The sequence below is a fragment of the Rhodoplanes azumiensis genome (assembly GCF_042682915.1).
In the GTDB taxonomy this organism is placed as follows: Bacteria; Pseudomonadota; Alphaproteobacteria; order Rhizobiales; family Xanthobacteraceae; genus Rhodoplanes; species Rhodoplanes azumiensis.
The window spans coordinates 148,792-162,615 of sequence record NZ_JBHUIW010000001.1; the positions used below are offsets into that span (position 1 = coordinate 148,792).

General features: G+C 71.1%; 11 protein-coding genes and 1 riboswitch. Of the genes, 5 read left to right on the plus strand and 6 right to left on the minus strand.

Annotated features, from left to right (window positions below; genetic code table 11):
- Nucleotides 1-81: 81 nt before the first annotated feature.
- The 3 genes from ACFSOX_RS00685 to ACFSOX_RS00695 all read right to left on the minus strand — a co-directional run bounded on the left by ACFSOX_RS00685 (nt 82) and on the right by ACFSOX_RS00695 (nt 4,162).
- Nucleotides 82-906: an ABC transporter substrate-binding protein gene (locus tag ACFSOX_RS00685; protein ID WP_378475871.1), complete on the minus strand. Its 825-nt coding sequence runs from the start codon at nt 904-906 to the stop codon at nt 82-84.
- A 161-nt stretch (nt 907-1,067) separates the two neighbouring features.
- Nucleotides 1,068-3,257, minus strand: a complete 2,190-nt coding sequence (locus ACFSOX_RS00690; protein WP_378475872.1) for a TonB-dependent receptor — start codon at nt 3,255-3,257, stop codon at nt 1,068-1,070.
- Nucleotides 3,254-4,162, minus strand: a complete 909-nt coding sequence (locus ACFSOX_RS00695; protein ID WP_378475873.1) for a methyltransferase domain-containing protein — start codon at nt 4,160-4,162, stop codon at nt 3,254-3,256. Before ACFSOX_RS00695 ends, ACFSOX_RS00690 begins: the two co-directional genes overlap by 4 nt.
- Before the next feature lie 335 nt (nt 4,163-4,497).
- A riboswitch (cobalamin riboswitch) is annotated at nt 4,498-4,694 on the minus strand.
- 165 nt (nt 4,695-4,859) lie between these two features.
- On the opposite strand from ACFSOX_RS00695, the gene cbiE reads away from it, so the two are divergent.
- From cbiE to ACFSOX_RS00715, 4 genes are read left to right on the plus strand one after another with little or no spacing between them, the layout of a single operon-like run.
- A complete protein-coding gene (gene cbiE, locus ACFSOX_RS00700) occupies nt 4,860-6,107 on the plus strand; it encodes a precorrin-6y C5,15-methyltransferase (decarboxylating) subunit CbiE (protein ID WP_378475874.1) in 1,248 nt (415 codons plus the stop codon).
- Nucleotides 6,086-6,487 carry a cobalamin biosynthesis protein gene (locus tag ACFSOX_RS00705; RefSeq protein WP_378475875.1) on the plus strand — a complete coding sequence of 134 codons (402 nt, stop codon included), beginning with the start codon at nt 6,086-6,088 and terminating at the stop codon, nt 6,485-6,487. The genes cbiE and ACFSOX_RS00705 overlap by 22 nt, the downstream gene beginning before the upstream one ends.
- Nucleotides 6,484-7,245 (plus strand): precorrin-4 C(11)-methyltransferase, encoded by a 762-nt coding sequence (gene cobM, locus ACFSOX_RS00710; RefSeq protein ID WP_378475876.1) that lies wholly within the window; start codon nt 6,484-6,486, stop codon nt 7,243-7,245. Before ACFSOX_RS00705 ends, cobM begins: the two co-directional genes overlap by 4 nt.
- Complete coding sequence (locus ACFSOX_RS00715) at nt 7,242-8,561, plus strand: cobyrinate a,c-diamide synthase (protein ID WP_378475877.1); 1,320 nt, start codon at nt 7,242-7,244, stop codon at nt 8,559-8,561. Before cobM ends, ACFSOX_RS00715 begins: the two co-directional genes overlap by 4 nt.
- 151 nt (nt 8,562-8,712) lie before the next feature.
- Here ACFSOX_RS00715 and ACFSOX_RS00720 read toward each other — a convergent pair whose 3' ends face one another.
- Genes ACFSOX_RS00720 through ACFSOX_RS00730 form a run of 3 tightly spaced genes read right to left on the minus strand, consistent with a single transcriptional unit; the run spans nt 8,713 to nt 13,534 of the window.
- The gene (locus tag ACFSOX_RS00720) at nt 8,713-11,952 is read right to left on the minus strand and encodes an efflux RND transporter permease subunit (protein ID WP_378475878.1); all 3,240 of its coding nucleotides are present in this window, start codon (nt 11,950-11,952) and stop codon (nt 8,713-8,715) included.
- A gap of 32 nt (nt 11,953-11,984) precedes the next feature.
- Nucleotides 11,985-13,142 (minus strand): efflux RND transporter periplasmic adaptor subunit, encoded by a 1,158-nt coding sequence (locus ACFSOX_RS00725; protein ID WP_378475879.1) that lies wholly within the window; start codon nt 13,140-13,142, stop codon nt 11,985-11,987.
- Nucleotides 13,139-13,534: an ArsR/SmtB family transcription factor gene (locus tag ACFSOX_RS00730; RefSeq protein ID WP_378475880.1), complete on the minus strand. Its 396-nt coding sequence runs from the start codon at nt 13,532-13,534 to the stop codon at nt 13,139-13,141. Before ACFSOX_RS00730 ends, ACFSOX_RS00725 begins: the two co-directional genes overlap by 4 nt.
- Nucleotides 13,535-13,617: 83 nt before the next feature.
- Here ACFSOX_RS00730 and ACFSOX_RS00735 point away from each other — a divergent pair, with 83 nt between their 5' ends.
- Nucleotides 13,618-13,821 (plus strand): YgaP family membrane protein, encoded by a 204-nt coding sequence (locus ACFSOX_RS00735; RefSeq protein ID WP_378475881.1) that lies wholly within the window; start codon nt 13,618-13,620, stop codon nt 13,819-13,821.
- Nucleotides 13,822-13,824: the final 3 nt, after the last annotated feature.

A 13,824-nucleotide genomic window follows, 5' to 3' on the forward strand; every position in this document is an offset into this window, starting at 1 on the left:
GCCGAGCGTATCGGTGGTCATTCCGGGTTCGCACCTTCGGTGCGCCCCGGAATGACGCCGAGATGCTTTTCGCAGAGTTTCTCACCGTATCTGCTCCGACGCATCCGGGTGGAGCAGGGCGGCGAGTCTCACGATGCCGTCCACGGTTCGCGGTCCCGGGATCAGGAACTCCGCGCGCGGCACCGTGAAGGCGCGGCCCGTGCGCACCGCCCGCATGTCGCGCCAGCCAATGCGGCTGGCAAGTTCGGCGAGGTCTTCGGCGCGGCCGGCGAACAGGAGCACGTCGGGGTCGGCGCGCAGCACCGCCTCGGCCGAGACTTGCGACAGCGTCAGCCGCTCGTCGAGGCCGAAGCGCCCGCCGGCGAGCGCGACCGCGTCGGCCGTGTAGGTGCCGGGCCGCGCCACCAGGACGAGCCCGTTGCCGAGCCGTCCGGTGATCATGATCACGCGCGGGCGTGGCCGGTCCGTGAGCCGCGCTGTCACCTGCGCGATGCGCGTCTCCAGCCGTGTCGCGACGGTCTCGCCCGTCTCGGGCACGCCGGCGGCGCGGCCGAGCAGCCGGATGTTCGCCGTCACCTCGGCGACGCTGCGCTGCATCAGCACCAGGATCGGCACGCCGATCCGCTCCATCGGATCGACGAGCTGATGCGCCGCCTGGCGCGACGGTGTCACCACGACGAGATCCGGGCGCTGCGCCACCACGGCATCGACCGAGAAGCCGAGCCGGCCGCCGACCAGCGGCCGGTCGAGCACCTCGGGCGGATGGCGCGTGTAGGCCTCGATGCCGACGATGCGGTCGGCAAGCCCGAGCGCCGCCACCATCTCGGTGTTGGAGGCGAAGATCGTGACGATGCGCCGCGCCGGCCAGGGCAGCACCACGGTTCGCCCGAACGCATCGACGAGCACGATCGGTCCGTCCGGCGTCGGGACTGGACCGTCCGGAGGCGGGATCGACCCGGCCGAGGCGGGGGCGACCCCGGCCGGGCCGACTGCGCCGACGACCGCCGCGGCGGCAAAAGCCGCAAAGGCGCCTAACTTCAGCGCCTCACGGCGCGTCGTCCGCCGCATCAGAACCTCGCCTGCAGGCCGACCAGCATCTCGCGGCCCGGCATCGAGGTGCCGCAGCCGCCGTTCTGCCACTTCGGATCGGCGATGCAGGGCGTCTGGTCGAGCGCGAGGAAGATCGGGTTCTCGTTCACGTCGAACAGGTTGTTGACGGTGGCGAAGAGCTTCACGCTGGCCGAGAGGGCGATCTCGCCGCGCAAGTTCCACACCCAGAACGGATCCTTGCGGTAGACCGTGGTGTTGCGCACCTGGCCCGGGATCAGGAGATACTCCTCGCTGGCGTACCACATCGGCCCGCGCAACACGCCGGTGATCTGGACCAGCCAGTCGTTCCACGGCCCGCCGGTCTGGCCGAAGCGGGTGCCGACCGCCGCTTGGTACTGGTACATGCGGGTCGCCTTGTCGGTGCCGGCCGCGGCGGTCGCGCCCTCGTCGCGCATCTCGAAATTGTAGGCGCCGTTCGCCCACAGGCTCCAGCGCCACGTCCCGGGATCGCGGTCGAGCACCTTGAACATGTCGGCGTCGGCCTGCAGCTCGATGCCGCGCACGACGATGTCGCCCGGGTTGTTGATGTAGTCCGACGTGTTGGCGACGCCGGTGCGCGACTTGGTCGTGATCCGGTTCGAGATGGTGTTCTGGAACAGCGCCAGATCGACCCGCCAGCCACTCCGCATGAAGGTGGTGCCGACTTCGTACTGCTCGGCCGTCTCGGGCGTCAGATCCGGATTACCGAAGATGCGGCCGCCGCCGACGGCCGTGAAGTCGGCCGCGAGCTCCGTGGCGGTCGGCGCCCGGAAGCCCGTGGAGGTGCCGATGCGCCACGACCACCAGTCCAGCATCTTCCAGGTCGCGCCGGCCGAGTAGGTTGTCGCCTGATAATCCGCGGTGCGGCTGCGCTGCGCGGCGAGATTGGGGGTCGGATCGAGCGAGGTCTGCCCGTAGGTCTGGCGCACGCCGCCGCGCACCACGACGCGGTCGTCGAAGAGCTTCTGGGAGTCCTCGGTGTAGAACGCCCACACGGCCTCGGTCTGATTGTAGTCGTAGGGCGCGATCTGGCCCTGCGAGGCGATCGGGCTGCCGGGCAGATAGACGCGGGTGCGGTCGGAGCGCAGCCAGCTGTTCTCCCAGTCGAGGCCGAAAATCAGCTCGTTGCCGCTCCACGGGGTGACGCGCGGCACGAAGCGGGTGCCGACGATGTCGAGATGGCGCTCGTTGCGGTCGCTCGACGTGCCTTTCACCGGGGTGCTGCCGCTGGCGATGGTCGGCGACGCCCACTTGAAGACGTCGACGTCGGACACCGCGTAGGTCTGCAGCATCCAGCGCGCCCAGCCGTCCGGCACCTTGCCGTCCCAAACGACGTCGAGCGAGCGGTTCCAGCGATCGTCCCGCGAGAAGATGTTGGCGGTCGAGCCGCGGAAGCCGGCGTCGTAGATGCCGTCGGTCCGGATCGCGATGTCGAGGCGCTGGTTCGGATCGATCTGCAGGCCGAAGGCGCCGGACGCGCCGGCGCGCTGCCAGGACGTGTTCAGCTCTTTGGCGCCGCCGCCGACCCGGTAATTGTCGCTCTTGCCGCCGGAGAGTCCGACATACCAGTCGACCTCCTTGTAGACGCCGCCGTTCTGCGCCTTGCCGCGCAGCTGGCCGAACGAGCCGCCGCTGACCTCGAGCAGTGTGCCGGGCGCGGTGCGGCCGGTCTTCATGATGATGTTGATGACGCCACCGATGTTCTGGCTGCCGTAGAGCACCGAGGCGGGGCCGCGCACCACCTCGATGCGCTCGACGTCGTTGGAGGAGAGCTTGGAGAGATTGGCCGTGCCGGCGCGCCGGCCGTTGATCAGCACCAGCACCTGGCCCTTGAAGTCGCGCCCCTGGCCGTCGCTCGCCGCACCGCGGATGTTGATCGAGGTCTGGGCCGGGCTCCACTCGCTGAAGAAGCCGACGGCGTTCTCGGCGAGCAGATCCGTCACCGAGCGCGCGGCCGAGGTCTTGATCCTCTCCTGATCGATCACCTGGATGGTCTCGGGGATCTGCTCGCGCGGCTCCGGCCGGCCGGTCGCGGTGACGACCAGCTCGTCGAGGGCGACGTTCTGGGCCTGTGCCGTTTCGGCGATGGCGAGCGACAGCGCGGCGCCGGCGAGGCCCACCCGGGCGGCGAGGCCGGCCGTGCCGGCGCGACGAACGAACGCGGTCATGCGACCCTCCACACCAGCACGGCCGAAACTTTTTCCACTTCGAGGCGTGGCCCGTCCGGCCCGTGGATGAGCTGCGCGTCGAGATGGTCGAGCAGCGCTGGACGTCTCGGATCATCAGGTGGGAAGCCGAGGCGGTCGGCCAGATGGGTCGCGATCGCGCCGAGATCGTCGACCGGCAGGGCGAACGTCCATGCCACCTCGTCGATCACGTCGGGTCGGTCTTCCGAGGCGAGTCCGGCCAGCACCTTGTCGATGCCCGGCGTCGTGTCCTCGCCGTGCCAGTCCGGCGGCAGGCAGGCAGCGAGGCAGAGGCCGCGCGGACCACGCTGGGCCGGCACGATCCAGACGATCGTGCGACGCGCCCAGGCGCGGCAGCGCGCGAGGAACGCGGCCGGCGTCGTCATCGGGGCCGGGATGTTGGCGGCCAGCACGGTGTCGAAACCGCATCGGGCCAGGGCGGCGTCCTGCCAGTCGCAGCCGTGGACCACCGGGCCGTCGTCGAGTGCGGCGAGCCGGGCGCGCATCACGGGCGCCGGTTCGACCGCCGTCCACGCGGCGGCAGGATCGCGCAGCGCACCGCCGAGCTGGCCGCCGCCGGCGCCGATGTCGAGGAGATCGCCGATCGTCGGCACATGGCGGCGGACGACCGGGGCGACCTTCGCGACGTAGTCGGAGGCGTCGATGCCGGCCGCGTAGAGGCCGAGGGGGTCGATGGGTATGTGGGTCTCGTCGGCAGAGCGATAATGCGGGCAGGGGGCGGATGAGGTCGACGGCGTCGCGTCGGTGTGGGGCTCGGCGGCCGTGCAGGACGGCGCCGCCGGCGGACAGCAGGCATGGCCGAGGCGGGTGCGCAGCCGCGGACCGGCCCCCCGCGAGGCCGGCGACAATCCGAAGCTCCGTGTCATGATGGTCCCCACCACGGCCCTGCGCGTCGATGCGTGGCCAAGCGCGATATGAGATGTAATAACATTACATATTGCGGGAGTGTCAACCACGGAGCCGGGGCGTCGCGCGCGGCGGGCGACGGGAGGGCGGCCGGGCGACACCTCGGCTGGCGGGGAGAGACGGGGCGGGAGAGACAAACGACGAGAGATCGCGCCGGGATGCGGCGCGTGAGGTCGGGCGGGCACGAGAATCACCTCGCGGCGGGTCGTGGCACGTCACCGCGACGAGGTCGGTCCGACCGTGCGAGGCACGTCCGGCTCGGCCACCCTCGGCACACCCCGACCGACGGCTCCGCGTGTGACCACGGCTGACGGCAGGTCTCCTGGCTCGCGGGTCGCCGCCTTCCGTCGCCTTCCCGGGTGCGAGAGCCCCAGTGGACCAATGACGAAAGACTCGCCGCTCACAGTTGCGGGGGCAGCCACGGCATCCGGCCTGCGCCGTCACCGTGTTCCCTTTTGATCCCGTGAGGGAACCGTCGCCGGCAGGGTAGAGGCCGGCTAATCCGGCTGTCAATTCGGGCGGGTGCTTTCTCCCCATGTGTGGCAGACCCGGCACGGGGCGCCCCGCATTGACGGCCCGCGCGGCGCGCCCGTATCAGTCCGCCGACCGGGCCGCGTCTCGCCGAGACGGCGGGTCCGAAAGACCGAGGACGCGACGGTGAGTCTCCACGCGCTCGAAACAGTGTCGTCCGAGGCGCCCGCCCGCTGGCTGGCGCTGGTCGGCATCGGCGAGGACGGCGTCGACGGCTTGACCGAGGCGGCGAAGGCGCTGGTGCGCTCGGCCGCCCTGGTGGTCGGCGGCGACCGACATCTGGCGCTCGCCGCCGAGCTGATCAACGGGCGAAAGCTCGCTTGGCCGCGACCGATGACGCTGGCGTTTCCCGAGATCGTCGCGCACCGCGGGCGCCCCGTCGTCGTGCTGGCGAGCGGCGACCCGTTCCATTACGGCGTCGGCCGCATGCTGGCCGGGATCGTCGCGCCGGAGGAGATTCTGAGTCTGCCGCAGCCGTCGAGCTTCAGCCTCGCGGCGTCACGGCTCGCCTGGTCGCTGCCCGATCTCACGCCGGTGACGCTGCACGGCCGGCCGCTGGAGACGATCATCCGCCACCTTCAGCCGGGTGTGAAAATTCTCGCGCTGTCCTGGGACGAGACGACACCGAGAAAGCTCGCGGATCTGCTGGTGGCGCGCGGCCTGGGCGACAGCCGGATCCATGTGCTGGAGGCGCTCGGCGGGCCGCGCGAGACCGTGCGGCACGCGCCGGCGGCCAGCTTCGATCTGGAAACCATCGACCCGCTCAACCTGATCGGCCTCGAGGTGATCGCCGGGCCGGACGCGACCGTCCTGCCGCTCGCGCCGGGGCTCGACGACGCGCTGTTCGAGAGCGACGGCCAGCTCACCAAGCGCGACATCCGGGCCGTGACGCTCGCCGCGCTGGCGCCGCGCCAGGGCGAGCTTCTGTGGGACGTCGGGCTCGGCGCCGGCTCGGTCGCGATCGAATGGCTGCTGCGGCATCCTGCCATGAAGGCGATCGGCATCGAGGAGCGCCCCGAGCGGGCAGCGCGGGCGGCCCGCAACGCCGCGGCGCTCGGCACGCCGGACCTGCGCATCGTCGAGGGGCGGGCGCCGGAGGCGCTGAGCGGCCTGCCGGTGCCCGACGCCGTGTTCGTCGGCGGCGGCTTTTCCGACGACGGCGTGTTCGACACGGTGTGGTCGGCCCTGAAGCCGGGCGGGCGGCTGGTCGTCAACGCCGTGGCGCTGGAGACCGAGGCGCGGCTGTTCGCCCTGCATGCGCAGCACGGCGGCGAGCTCCTGCGCCTCCAGGTGGCGCGCGCCGAGCCGGTCGGCACCATGACGGGCTGGCGGCCGGCCATGCCGGTCACCCAATGGCGGGTGAGGAAGCCGTGACGGTCGCCGGCGTGGGATTTCGCAAGGGGACTTCGGCCGCCGACATCGTGCAGGCCGTGCAGCTCGCCACCAAGGCCTACGGCGTCGATATCGGCAGCTTGACCGCGCTGGCGACGGCCGCCTTCAAGGCCGACGAGGCAGGGGTCCGGGCCGCGGCCGCGACGCTCGGCGTGCCGCTGTTCGCCTGCACGCCGGCGGAGCTCGACCGCGTCGGCGACCGCGTGCTCACCCGCTCGGGCCGCGTCGAAGCCGCGGTCGGTGTGGCTTCGGTCGCCGAGGCGGCGGCGCTCGCCGCCGCGGGACGAAACGCGACGCTGCTCGGCCCGCGCGTCGCGACCGCTCGCGCGACCTGCGCCCTCGCCATCGGAGACGGCCCGTGACCATCCATTTCATCGGCGCCGGCCCCGGCGCGCCGGACCTGATCACGGTGCGCGGACGTGATCTGCTCGGACGCTGCCCGGTGTGCCTCTATGCCGGCTCGCTGGTCCCGAAGGCGCTGCTCGACCACTGCCCGCCCGGCGCCCGGATCGTCGACACGGCGCCGATGGCGCTCGACGAGATCGCGGGAGAATTCGTGAAGGCGACCGAGGCCGGGCAGGACGTCGCGCGGCTGCACTCGGGCGATCTCTCGGTGTGGAGCGCGCTCGGCGAGCAGCTGCGCCGGCTCGATGCGCTCGGCATCCCCTACACCGTGACGCCCGGTGTCCCCTCCTTCGCGGCGGCGGCCGCCGCACTCCGGCGCGAGCTGACATTGCCCGAGGTCGCCCAGTCCGTCGTGCTGACCCGCACGTCCGGCCGCGCCTCGGCGATGCCGGAGACCGAAAGCCTCGCGGCGTTTGCGGCGACGCGGGCGACGCTCGCGATCCACCTGTCGATCCATGTGCTGGACACGCTGGTCGCCGAGTTGACGCCGTTCTACGGCGAGGATTGCCCGGTCGCGATCGTGTTCCGCGCGAGTTGGCCGGACGAGCGCATTCTGCGCGGGACGCTGCGCACCATCGTGGCGCAGGCGGCCGAAAGCCCGATGGAGCGCACCGCCCTGGTGCTGGTCGGCGCCGCGCTCGGGGGCGAGCTGGTGCGCGAGAGCGCGCTCTACAGCGTCGACTATCAGCGCCGTTTTCGCGGACGCGGCGAATGAGCATCCCCGGCCTGCTGGTCGCGGCGCCGCGCTCCGGCTCAGGCAAGACGACCATCGCGCTCGGGCTGATGCGGGCGTTGCGCCGCCGCGGGCGTGTCGTGCAGCCGTTCAAGTGCGGGCCGGACTATATCGATCCGGCCTGGCACACGGCCGCGGCCGGGCGCGACAGCCTCAATCTCGACAGCTGGGCGATGCGGCCGGCACTGCTGCGCCGGCTGGTGAACGAGGCCGGGCCGGGGGCCGACCTCGCGATCGTCGAGGGCGTGATGGGGCTGTTCGACGGCGTCGCGACGGCCGGCCAGGCGGGGCGGGGCGCCTCGGCCGACATCGCGGCGCTGAGCGGCTGGCCCGTGCTGCTGGTGCTCGACGTCGCCGGCCAGACCGAGACGGCGGCGGCCGTCGCGCTCGGCTGCGTCCGCTACCGCGCCGACGTGACCATCGCCGGCGTGATCCTCAACCGCGTCGCGAGCGTGCGCCACCTCGCCCTGATCGCCCCGCCGATCGAGGCGCTCGGCATCCCGGTCCTCGGCGCGGTGTTTCGCGACGACCGGCTCGCCTTGCCGGAGCGCCATCTCGGTCTCGTGCAGGCGGTCGAGCGCGACGATCTCGACGCCCATCTCGACCGCATCGCCGACATGGTGTCGGCCCGGCTCGATCTCGACCGGATCGTCGCGGCGGCACGCCCCGGCGTGATCACGTCGGAGGATGTCGACCCGGCGTCGCTCCCGCCGCCCGGCCAGCGGATCGCGCTCGCCCGCGATGCCGCGTTCTCGTTCATGTACCCACATCTTCTGCAGGCGTGGCGTCGCGCCGGTGCCGAGATTATTCCATTCTCGCCGCTCGCCGACGAGGCGCCCTATCAGGACGCCGATGCCGTGTGGCTGCCGGGCGGCTACCCGGAGCTGCATGCCGGGACGCTCGCGGCGGCAGGACGATTCAAGACGGGCATGCGGGCGGCGGCCGAGCGCGGAACAAGACTCCACGGCGAGTGCGGGGGCTTCATGGTGCTGGGGCAGGGGCTGGTCGACGCCGAGGGTGCCCGCCACGCGATGCTGGGTTTGCTCGGCCTCGAAACGTCGTTCGCGACGCGGAAGCTGCACCTCGGTTACCGCCGCGCGGTCCTGACGAGCGACGGTATCCTCGGCGCCGCCGGTGCGACGCTCTACGGGCACGAGTTCCACTACGCGACGACGCTCGCGTGCTCGGACGATCCGCTCGCCGACTGTTTCGACGCGACCGGCGATCGCGTGGCCGAGAGCGGCGCGCGGCGCGGCGACGTCACCGGCACGTTCTTCCACGTCATCGATCGCGGGTGATCGTTCGCAGCGCGCGCAGAATCCCCGGCTCATCTTGGCCGGGCTCGTCCCGGCCACCCACGCTATTGTTTACGGCAGGCCAAAAGGACGTGGATGCCCGGCGCAAGGCCGGGCATGACGGGTCTTGTTTTATGGAGCGCGCTTCGACGTCTCACACCGTCGGCTCGACCACCGCGTCGGCGTCGCGCAGCACCACGTAGATGGCCGGGATCACCAGCACGGTGAGCAGCGTCGACGAGGCGAGGCCGAACAGGAGCGAGATCGCGAGCCCCTGGAAGATCGGGTCGAGCAGGATGGTGGCGGCGCCGATCATCGCGGCGAGCGCGGTGAGCAGGATCGGCTTGAACCGCACCGCGCCGGCCTCCAGCAGTATGTCGCGCAACGTCTTCCCCCCGCCGGCGCCGTGCCGGATGAAGTCCACCAGCAGAATCGAGTTTCGCACGATGATGCCGGCGAGCGCGATGAAGCCGATCATCGAGGTCGCCGTGAAGGCGGCGCCGAGCAGCCAGTGGCCGATCACGATGCCGATCAGGGTGAGCGGGATCGGCGTGAGGATCACGAGCGGCAGCCGGAAGCTGCCGAACTGGACGACCACCAGGATGTAGATGCCGACCAGCGCGGCGCCGAACGCCGCTCCCATGTCGCGGAACGTGACATAGGTGATCTCCCACTCGCCGTCCCACAGGAGCGACGGCTTGCTCTCGTCGGCGGGCTGTCCGTGCAGGAGCACGACGGGCTTCGGCAGGCCCTTCCAGTCGTGCGCATCGATGCGCTTGCCTACATCCAGCATGCCGTAGATCGGCGCTTCGTATGCGCCCGCCAGTTCCGCCTGGACCATGTCGGCGAAGCGGCCGTCGCGGCGGAAGATCAGCGGCGAACCGGCCTCCTCGGTGACGCGCACGACGTCGCCGAGCTCGACCCAGGCCTTGTTGCCCGGCACCGTGTTGGCCGGGATCGGGGTCGACGCCAAGGCCTCGCTCCAGGTGAGCTTGGTCTTCGGCAGCCGCACCGCGATCTCGATCGGGTTCCTGTCCTCGCCGCGATGCGAGTAACCGACCGTCGTGCCGCCGAGCAGGGTCTGCAGCGCGTCGTAGACGTCGCCCTGCTCGACGCCGAAGAACTCGAGCCGATCCTGATCGAGCGCGATGCGCAAGCGCGGTCGCGGCATGCCGATCGAGTCGTCGATGTCGACCACGTAAGGCACCTCGGCGAACAGCCGCTTCATCTCCTGCGCGACGGCGCGCCGGGTCGTGGAGTCGGGGCCGTAGATCTCGGCCAAGAGCGTCGCCAGCACGGGCGGGCCGGGCGGCACCTCGGTGACCTTCATGACAGCGCCCTTCGGCAGCGTCACGGCCTTCAGCTTCTCGCGCAGGTCGAGCGCGATGGCGTGGCTCGGCCGCTTGCGATCGTGGCGGGGGGCGAGGTTGAGCTGCACCTCGCCGAGCTCGGGGGACTCGCGCAAATAGGAGTGGCGGACCAGGCCGTTGAAGTTGAACGGCGCCGCCGTGCCGGCATAGACCTGCAGGTCGCGCAGCTCGGGGATCGTGCGGGCGACCGCCGCGATGTCGAACAGGGTGCGCTCGGTGTCCTCGAGGCTCGCGCCCTCGATCAGGTCGACCTGCACGGCGAGCTCGGACTTGTCGTCGAAGGGCAGGAGCTTGACGGTGACGCTGCGGGTCGCGAACAGGCCACACACCGCGATCGTCGCGAGCCCGACGCCGCCGAGGAAGATCCACGCGGTGGTGCGGTTCTTGACCACCGGCGTCGCGAAGGCCCGGTAGACGCCGCCGAGGCGGCCGCCGTTGTGACCGTGCGCATGCGCCGTCACGGGTCCGCGCGGCGCCAGCTTCAGCATCAGCCAGGGCGCCACGACGACCGCGACGAAGAACGAGAACAGCATGGCGGCCGAGGCATTGATCGGGATCGGCGCCATGTACGGCCCCATCAGGCCCGACACGAACAGCATGGGCAGCAGCGCCGCGACCACGGTCAGCGTGGCGATGACGGTCGGGTTGCCGACCTCGGCGACCGCCTCGACGGCGGCGCGCTCGCGCGCCCTTCCGTCGCCCATGCCCCAGTGGCGGGCAATGTTCTCCACCATCACGATGGCGTCATCGACCAGGATGCCGATGGCGAAGATGAGGGCGAACAGGCTCACGCGGTTGATCGTGTAGCCCATCAGGTTGGCGGCGAACAGCGTCAGCAGGATGGTGATCGGGATGACCACCGCCGTCACCAGCGCTTCGCGCCAGCCGATGGCGAGCGCGATCAGCACGACGATCGACACGGTCGCGAGGCCGAGATGGAAGAACAGCTCGTCGGCCTTGGCGCTCGCCGTCTCGCCGTAGTCGCGCGTCACCGTGACGGTCACGTCCTCGGGGATCAGCCGCGCCTTGGCGCCGTCGAGCCGCTTCAGCAGATCGGCCGAGACCGTGACGGCGTTGGCGCCGGCCCGCTTGGCGAAGGCGACGCTGACGGCGGGTGTCCGCACGAAGCCGCGCTCGGCCGCGGTCTGATGCGAGACGGTCGGATCCTCGGTGTCCATCCACACGCGCGCCTCGCGCGGGCTCGGGCCCACGACGACCGAGGCGAGGTCGCGCACATAGACGGGGCGGTTGTCGCGCGTCGTCACGAGCAGCAGGCCGATGTCGGGCACACCGGCGAGCGTCTGCCCGGCCGCGACGGTGCGCATGGAGCCCGCCTCGCGCACGCTGCCGGCCAGGAACGAGCGGTTGGCGTTCTTCACCTTGCCGACGAGCTGCGAGAGCGTCACGCCGTAGAGCGCGAGCTTCTCCGGGTCGGGCTCGACCCGGATCTGCTGCGGATTGCCGCCGGCGATGTAGGTCAGGCCGACATTGTCGACCTTCACCAGCTCGGCACGCAGCTTGTCGGCGAGCTCGTAGAGATCCTTGTCGGTGAAGCGGTCGGCCGCCGCCGGCTTGGGCGCCAGCGTCAGCACCAGGATGGCGACGTCGTTGATGCCGCGACCGACGATCAAGGGCTCGGGAATTCCGGCCGGCATGCGGTCGTAGTTGGCGCGGATCTTTTCGTGCACGCGAAGAATCGCGTCCTCGGCCTTGGTGCCGACCAGGAAGCGCGCCGTCACCATCACCCGGTCGTCCTGGGTCTGGCTGTAGACGTGCTCGACCCCGTCGATGCTCTTGACGATGGTCTCCAGCGGCTTGGTGACCAGCTCGACCGCGTCCGGCGCCTTGAGCCCGTCGGCATTGATGCGGATGTCGACCATCGGCACGCTGATCTGCGGCTCTTCTTCGCGCGGAATCGCGAGCAGGGCCATCAGGCCGGCGACCAGCGAGGCGATAAGGAACAAGGGCGTCAGCGGCGACCGGATGGTCGCCTTGGTCAGCCGGCCGGAGATGCCGAGATTCACCGAACCTGTCTCGGACGCGGGTACGCGGTCGGTCACGGCGTCACCAGCCGGTCGCCGGGCACGAGCCCGGACAGGATCTCCACCGCGTCCGGCTCGCCCGGCCGGCGCACGGTGCGACCGCGCTGCACCGGCACGTCGATCGTGCCGCCGTCGCGCGCAAGCCGCACATAGTCGATCCCGAACCGCGTGGTCACGGCGGCGGCCGGCACCGTGACGGCGGTGCGCTCGCCGGCCGACACCCAGACCCGGATGCGCTCGCCGACGAAATAGTCCCCGAGCCCGTCGACGGTGGCGTCGGCGACGACGCGGCCATCCTCGATCTGTGGATAGACCAGCCGCACTTTTCCGAACGTCGCCTCGCCGCGGCCGAGCGCCTCGCCGTCGATGCGCACCGGGTCGCCGGCCTTGAGGAACTTGGCGTGGCGCTCTGGCACCCGCAGGCGGAGGACAAAATTCGCCTCGGCGATCTGGGCGACCGCCTCGCCCGGCAGGATCACGGTGCCGGGCGTCACCGGCACTTTCAGCACCCGGCCGGCCGTGGGCGCCAGCACGGTGCCCTCGGCGAGCTGCTGCTCGATCACGGCACGCTCGGCCCGGCGCGCCTTGAGGGCGTTGTCGGCGACGTTGAAGGCGGTGCGCACCTCGTCGAGCCGCGAGCGCGCCACCGTGCCCTTGTCGAACAGGCTCTGGGTTCGCTCGAGATCGATGGTCGCCTGCGACACCTGGGCTTCGAGCCCGGCGATCTGGGCGTCGAGCGAACGTGTCTGCAGCATCAGCTTGTCGTCGCCGACCACGGCGACGGTCTGGCCCTGCTTCACCTCGTCGCCGTACTTCACCGCGAGCCGCACCACGGTGCCGCCGATGCGAGCGCGGGCCGGCACGACGTTGGCGCTCTCGACGGTGGCGAACACGGCCTTCTCGTCGGCCGCGGCGCTCGCCGCCACGGTCAGGGTACCGGCCTGGGTCGAGGTCGCCGCTCCGCCGAGCAGAAGCGCGAGAACGAAGGCCCGCACCACCGCGCGCTCCTTGTCGCCCAGGCGCGACGCGCCCGTGTCACCGAGCCGCGACGCGTCCGGATCGGCGAGGCGCAGCGGCGCGCGCTCGCTGGCGGTCGTCGCCGGCTCGGCGGCCGGACGCGGACGGAACCGGCAGGTGCGGGGGGCGTCGGGGGCGGTCCCGGACACGGTCATGGAACGATCCTCTTGGTCGGGCGAACGGGCTTGCCGGCAGCGACCGGCGACGGGCCGTCCGGCGGCCGGCCCGCCATCGCCGTGGTGCAGTAGATGCCGTGCAGGGCGGTGATGAGCTCGCGGGCGGGCTCGCTGGCGATGGCGTACCAGACCGTCTGGCCGTCGCGCCGCGCCGTCACGAGGCCGTCCTTGCGCAGCAGCGTGAGATGCTGCGAGACGTTGGCGATGCGCATGCCGAGCGCCTCGGCGAGCTCGCCGACCGAGCGCTCGCGGTCCAGCATGGCGCACACCATCATCAGCCGGTGCGGGCTCGCCAGCGCGCGCAGCAGCGTGCACGCCTCGCCGGCGGCGAACAGGGGATCGGTCGGGGACTCGATACCGTGTTGTTTCATGGTTGCGAATATATGCAAATGACGATATGAAGGCAACAGGCGATCGCGACCTGCGGCGCCGAACAAGATCAGGAGTTTCCCTCATGACGGTCGATCGCGCCGTTCTGGCTTTTGCCGGACTCATGGTCCTCGTCAGCGTCGCGCTGGCGCACTGGGTCAGCCCGTGGTGGCTGCTGCTCACCGTTTTCGTCGGAGCCAACATGCTGCAGGCGGCGTTCACGGGCTTCTGCCCGGCCGCTATCGTGTTCAAGAAGGTCGGGATCCGGACCGGCTGCGCGTTCCAGTGACGA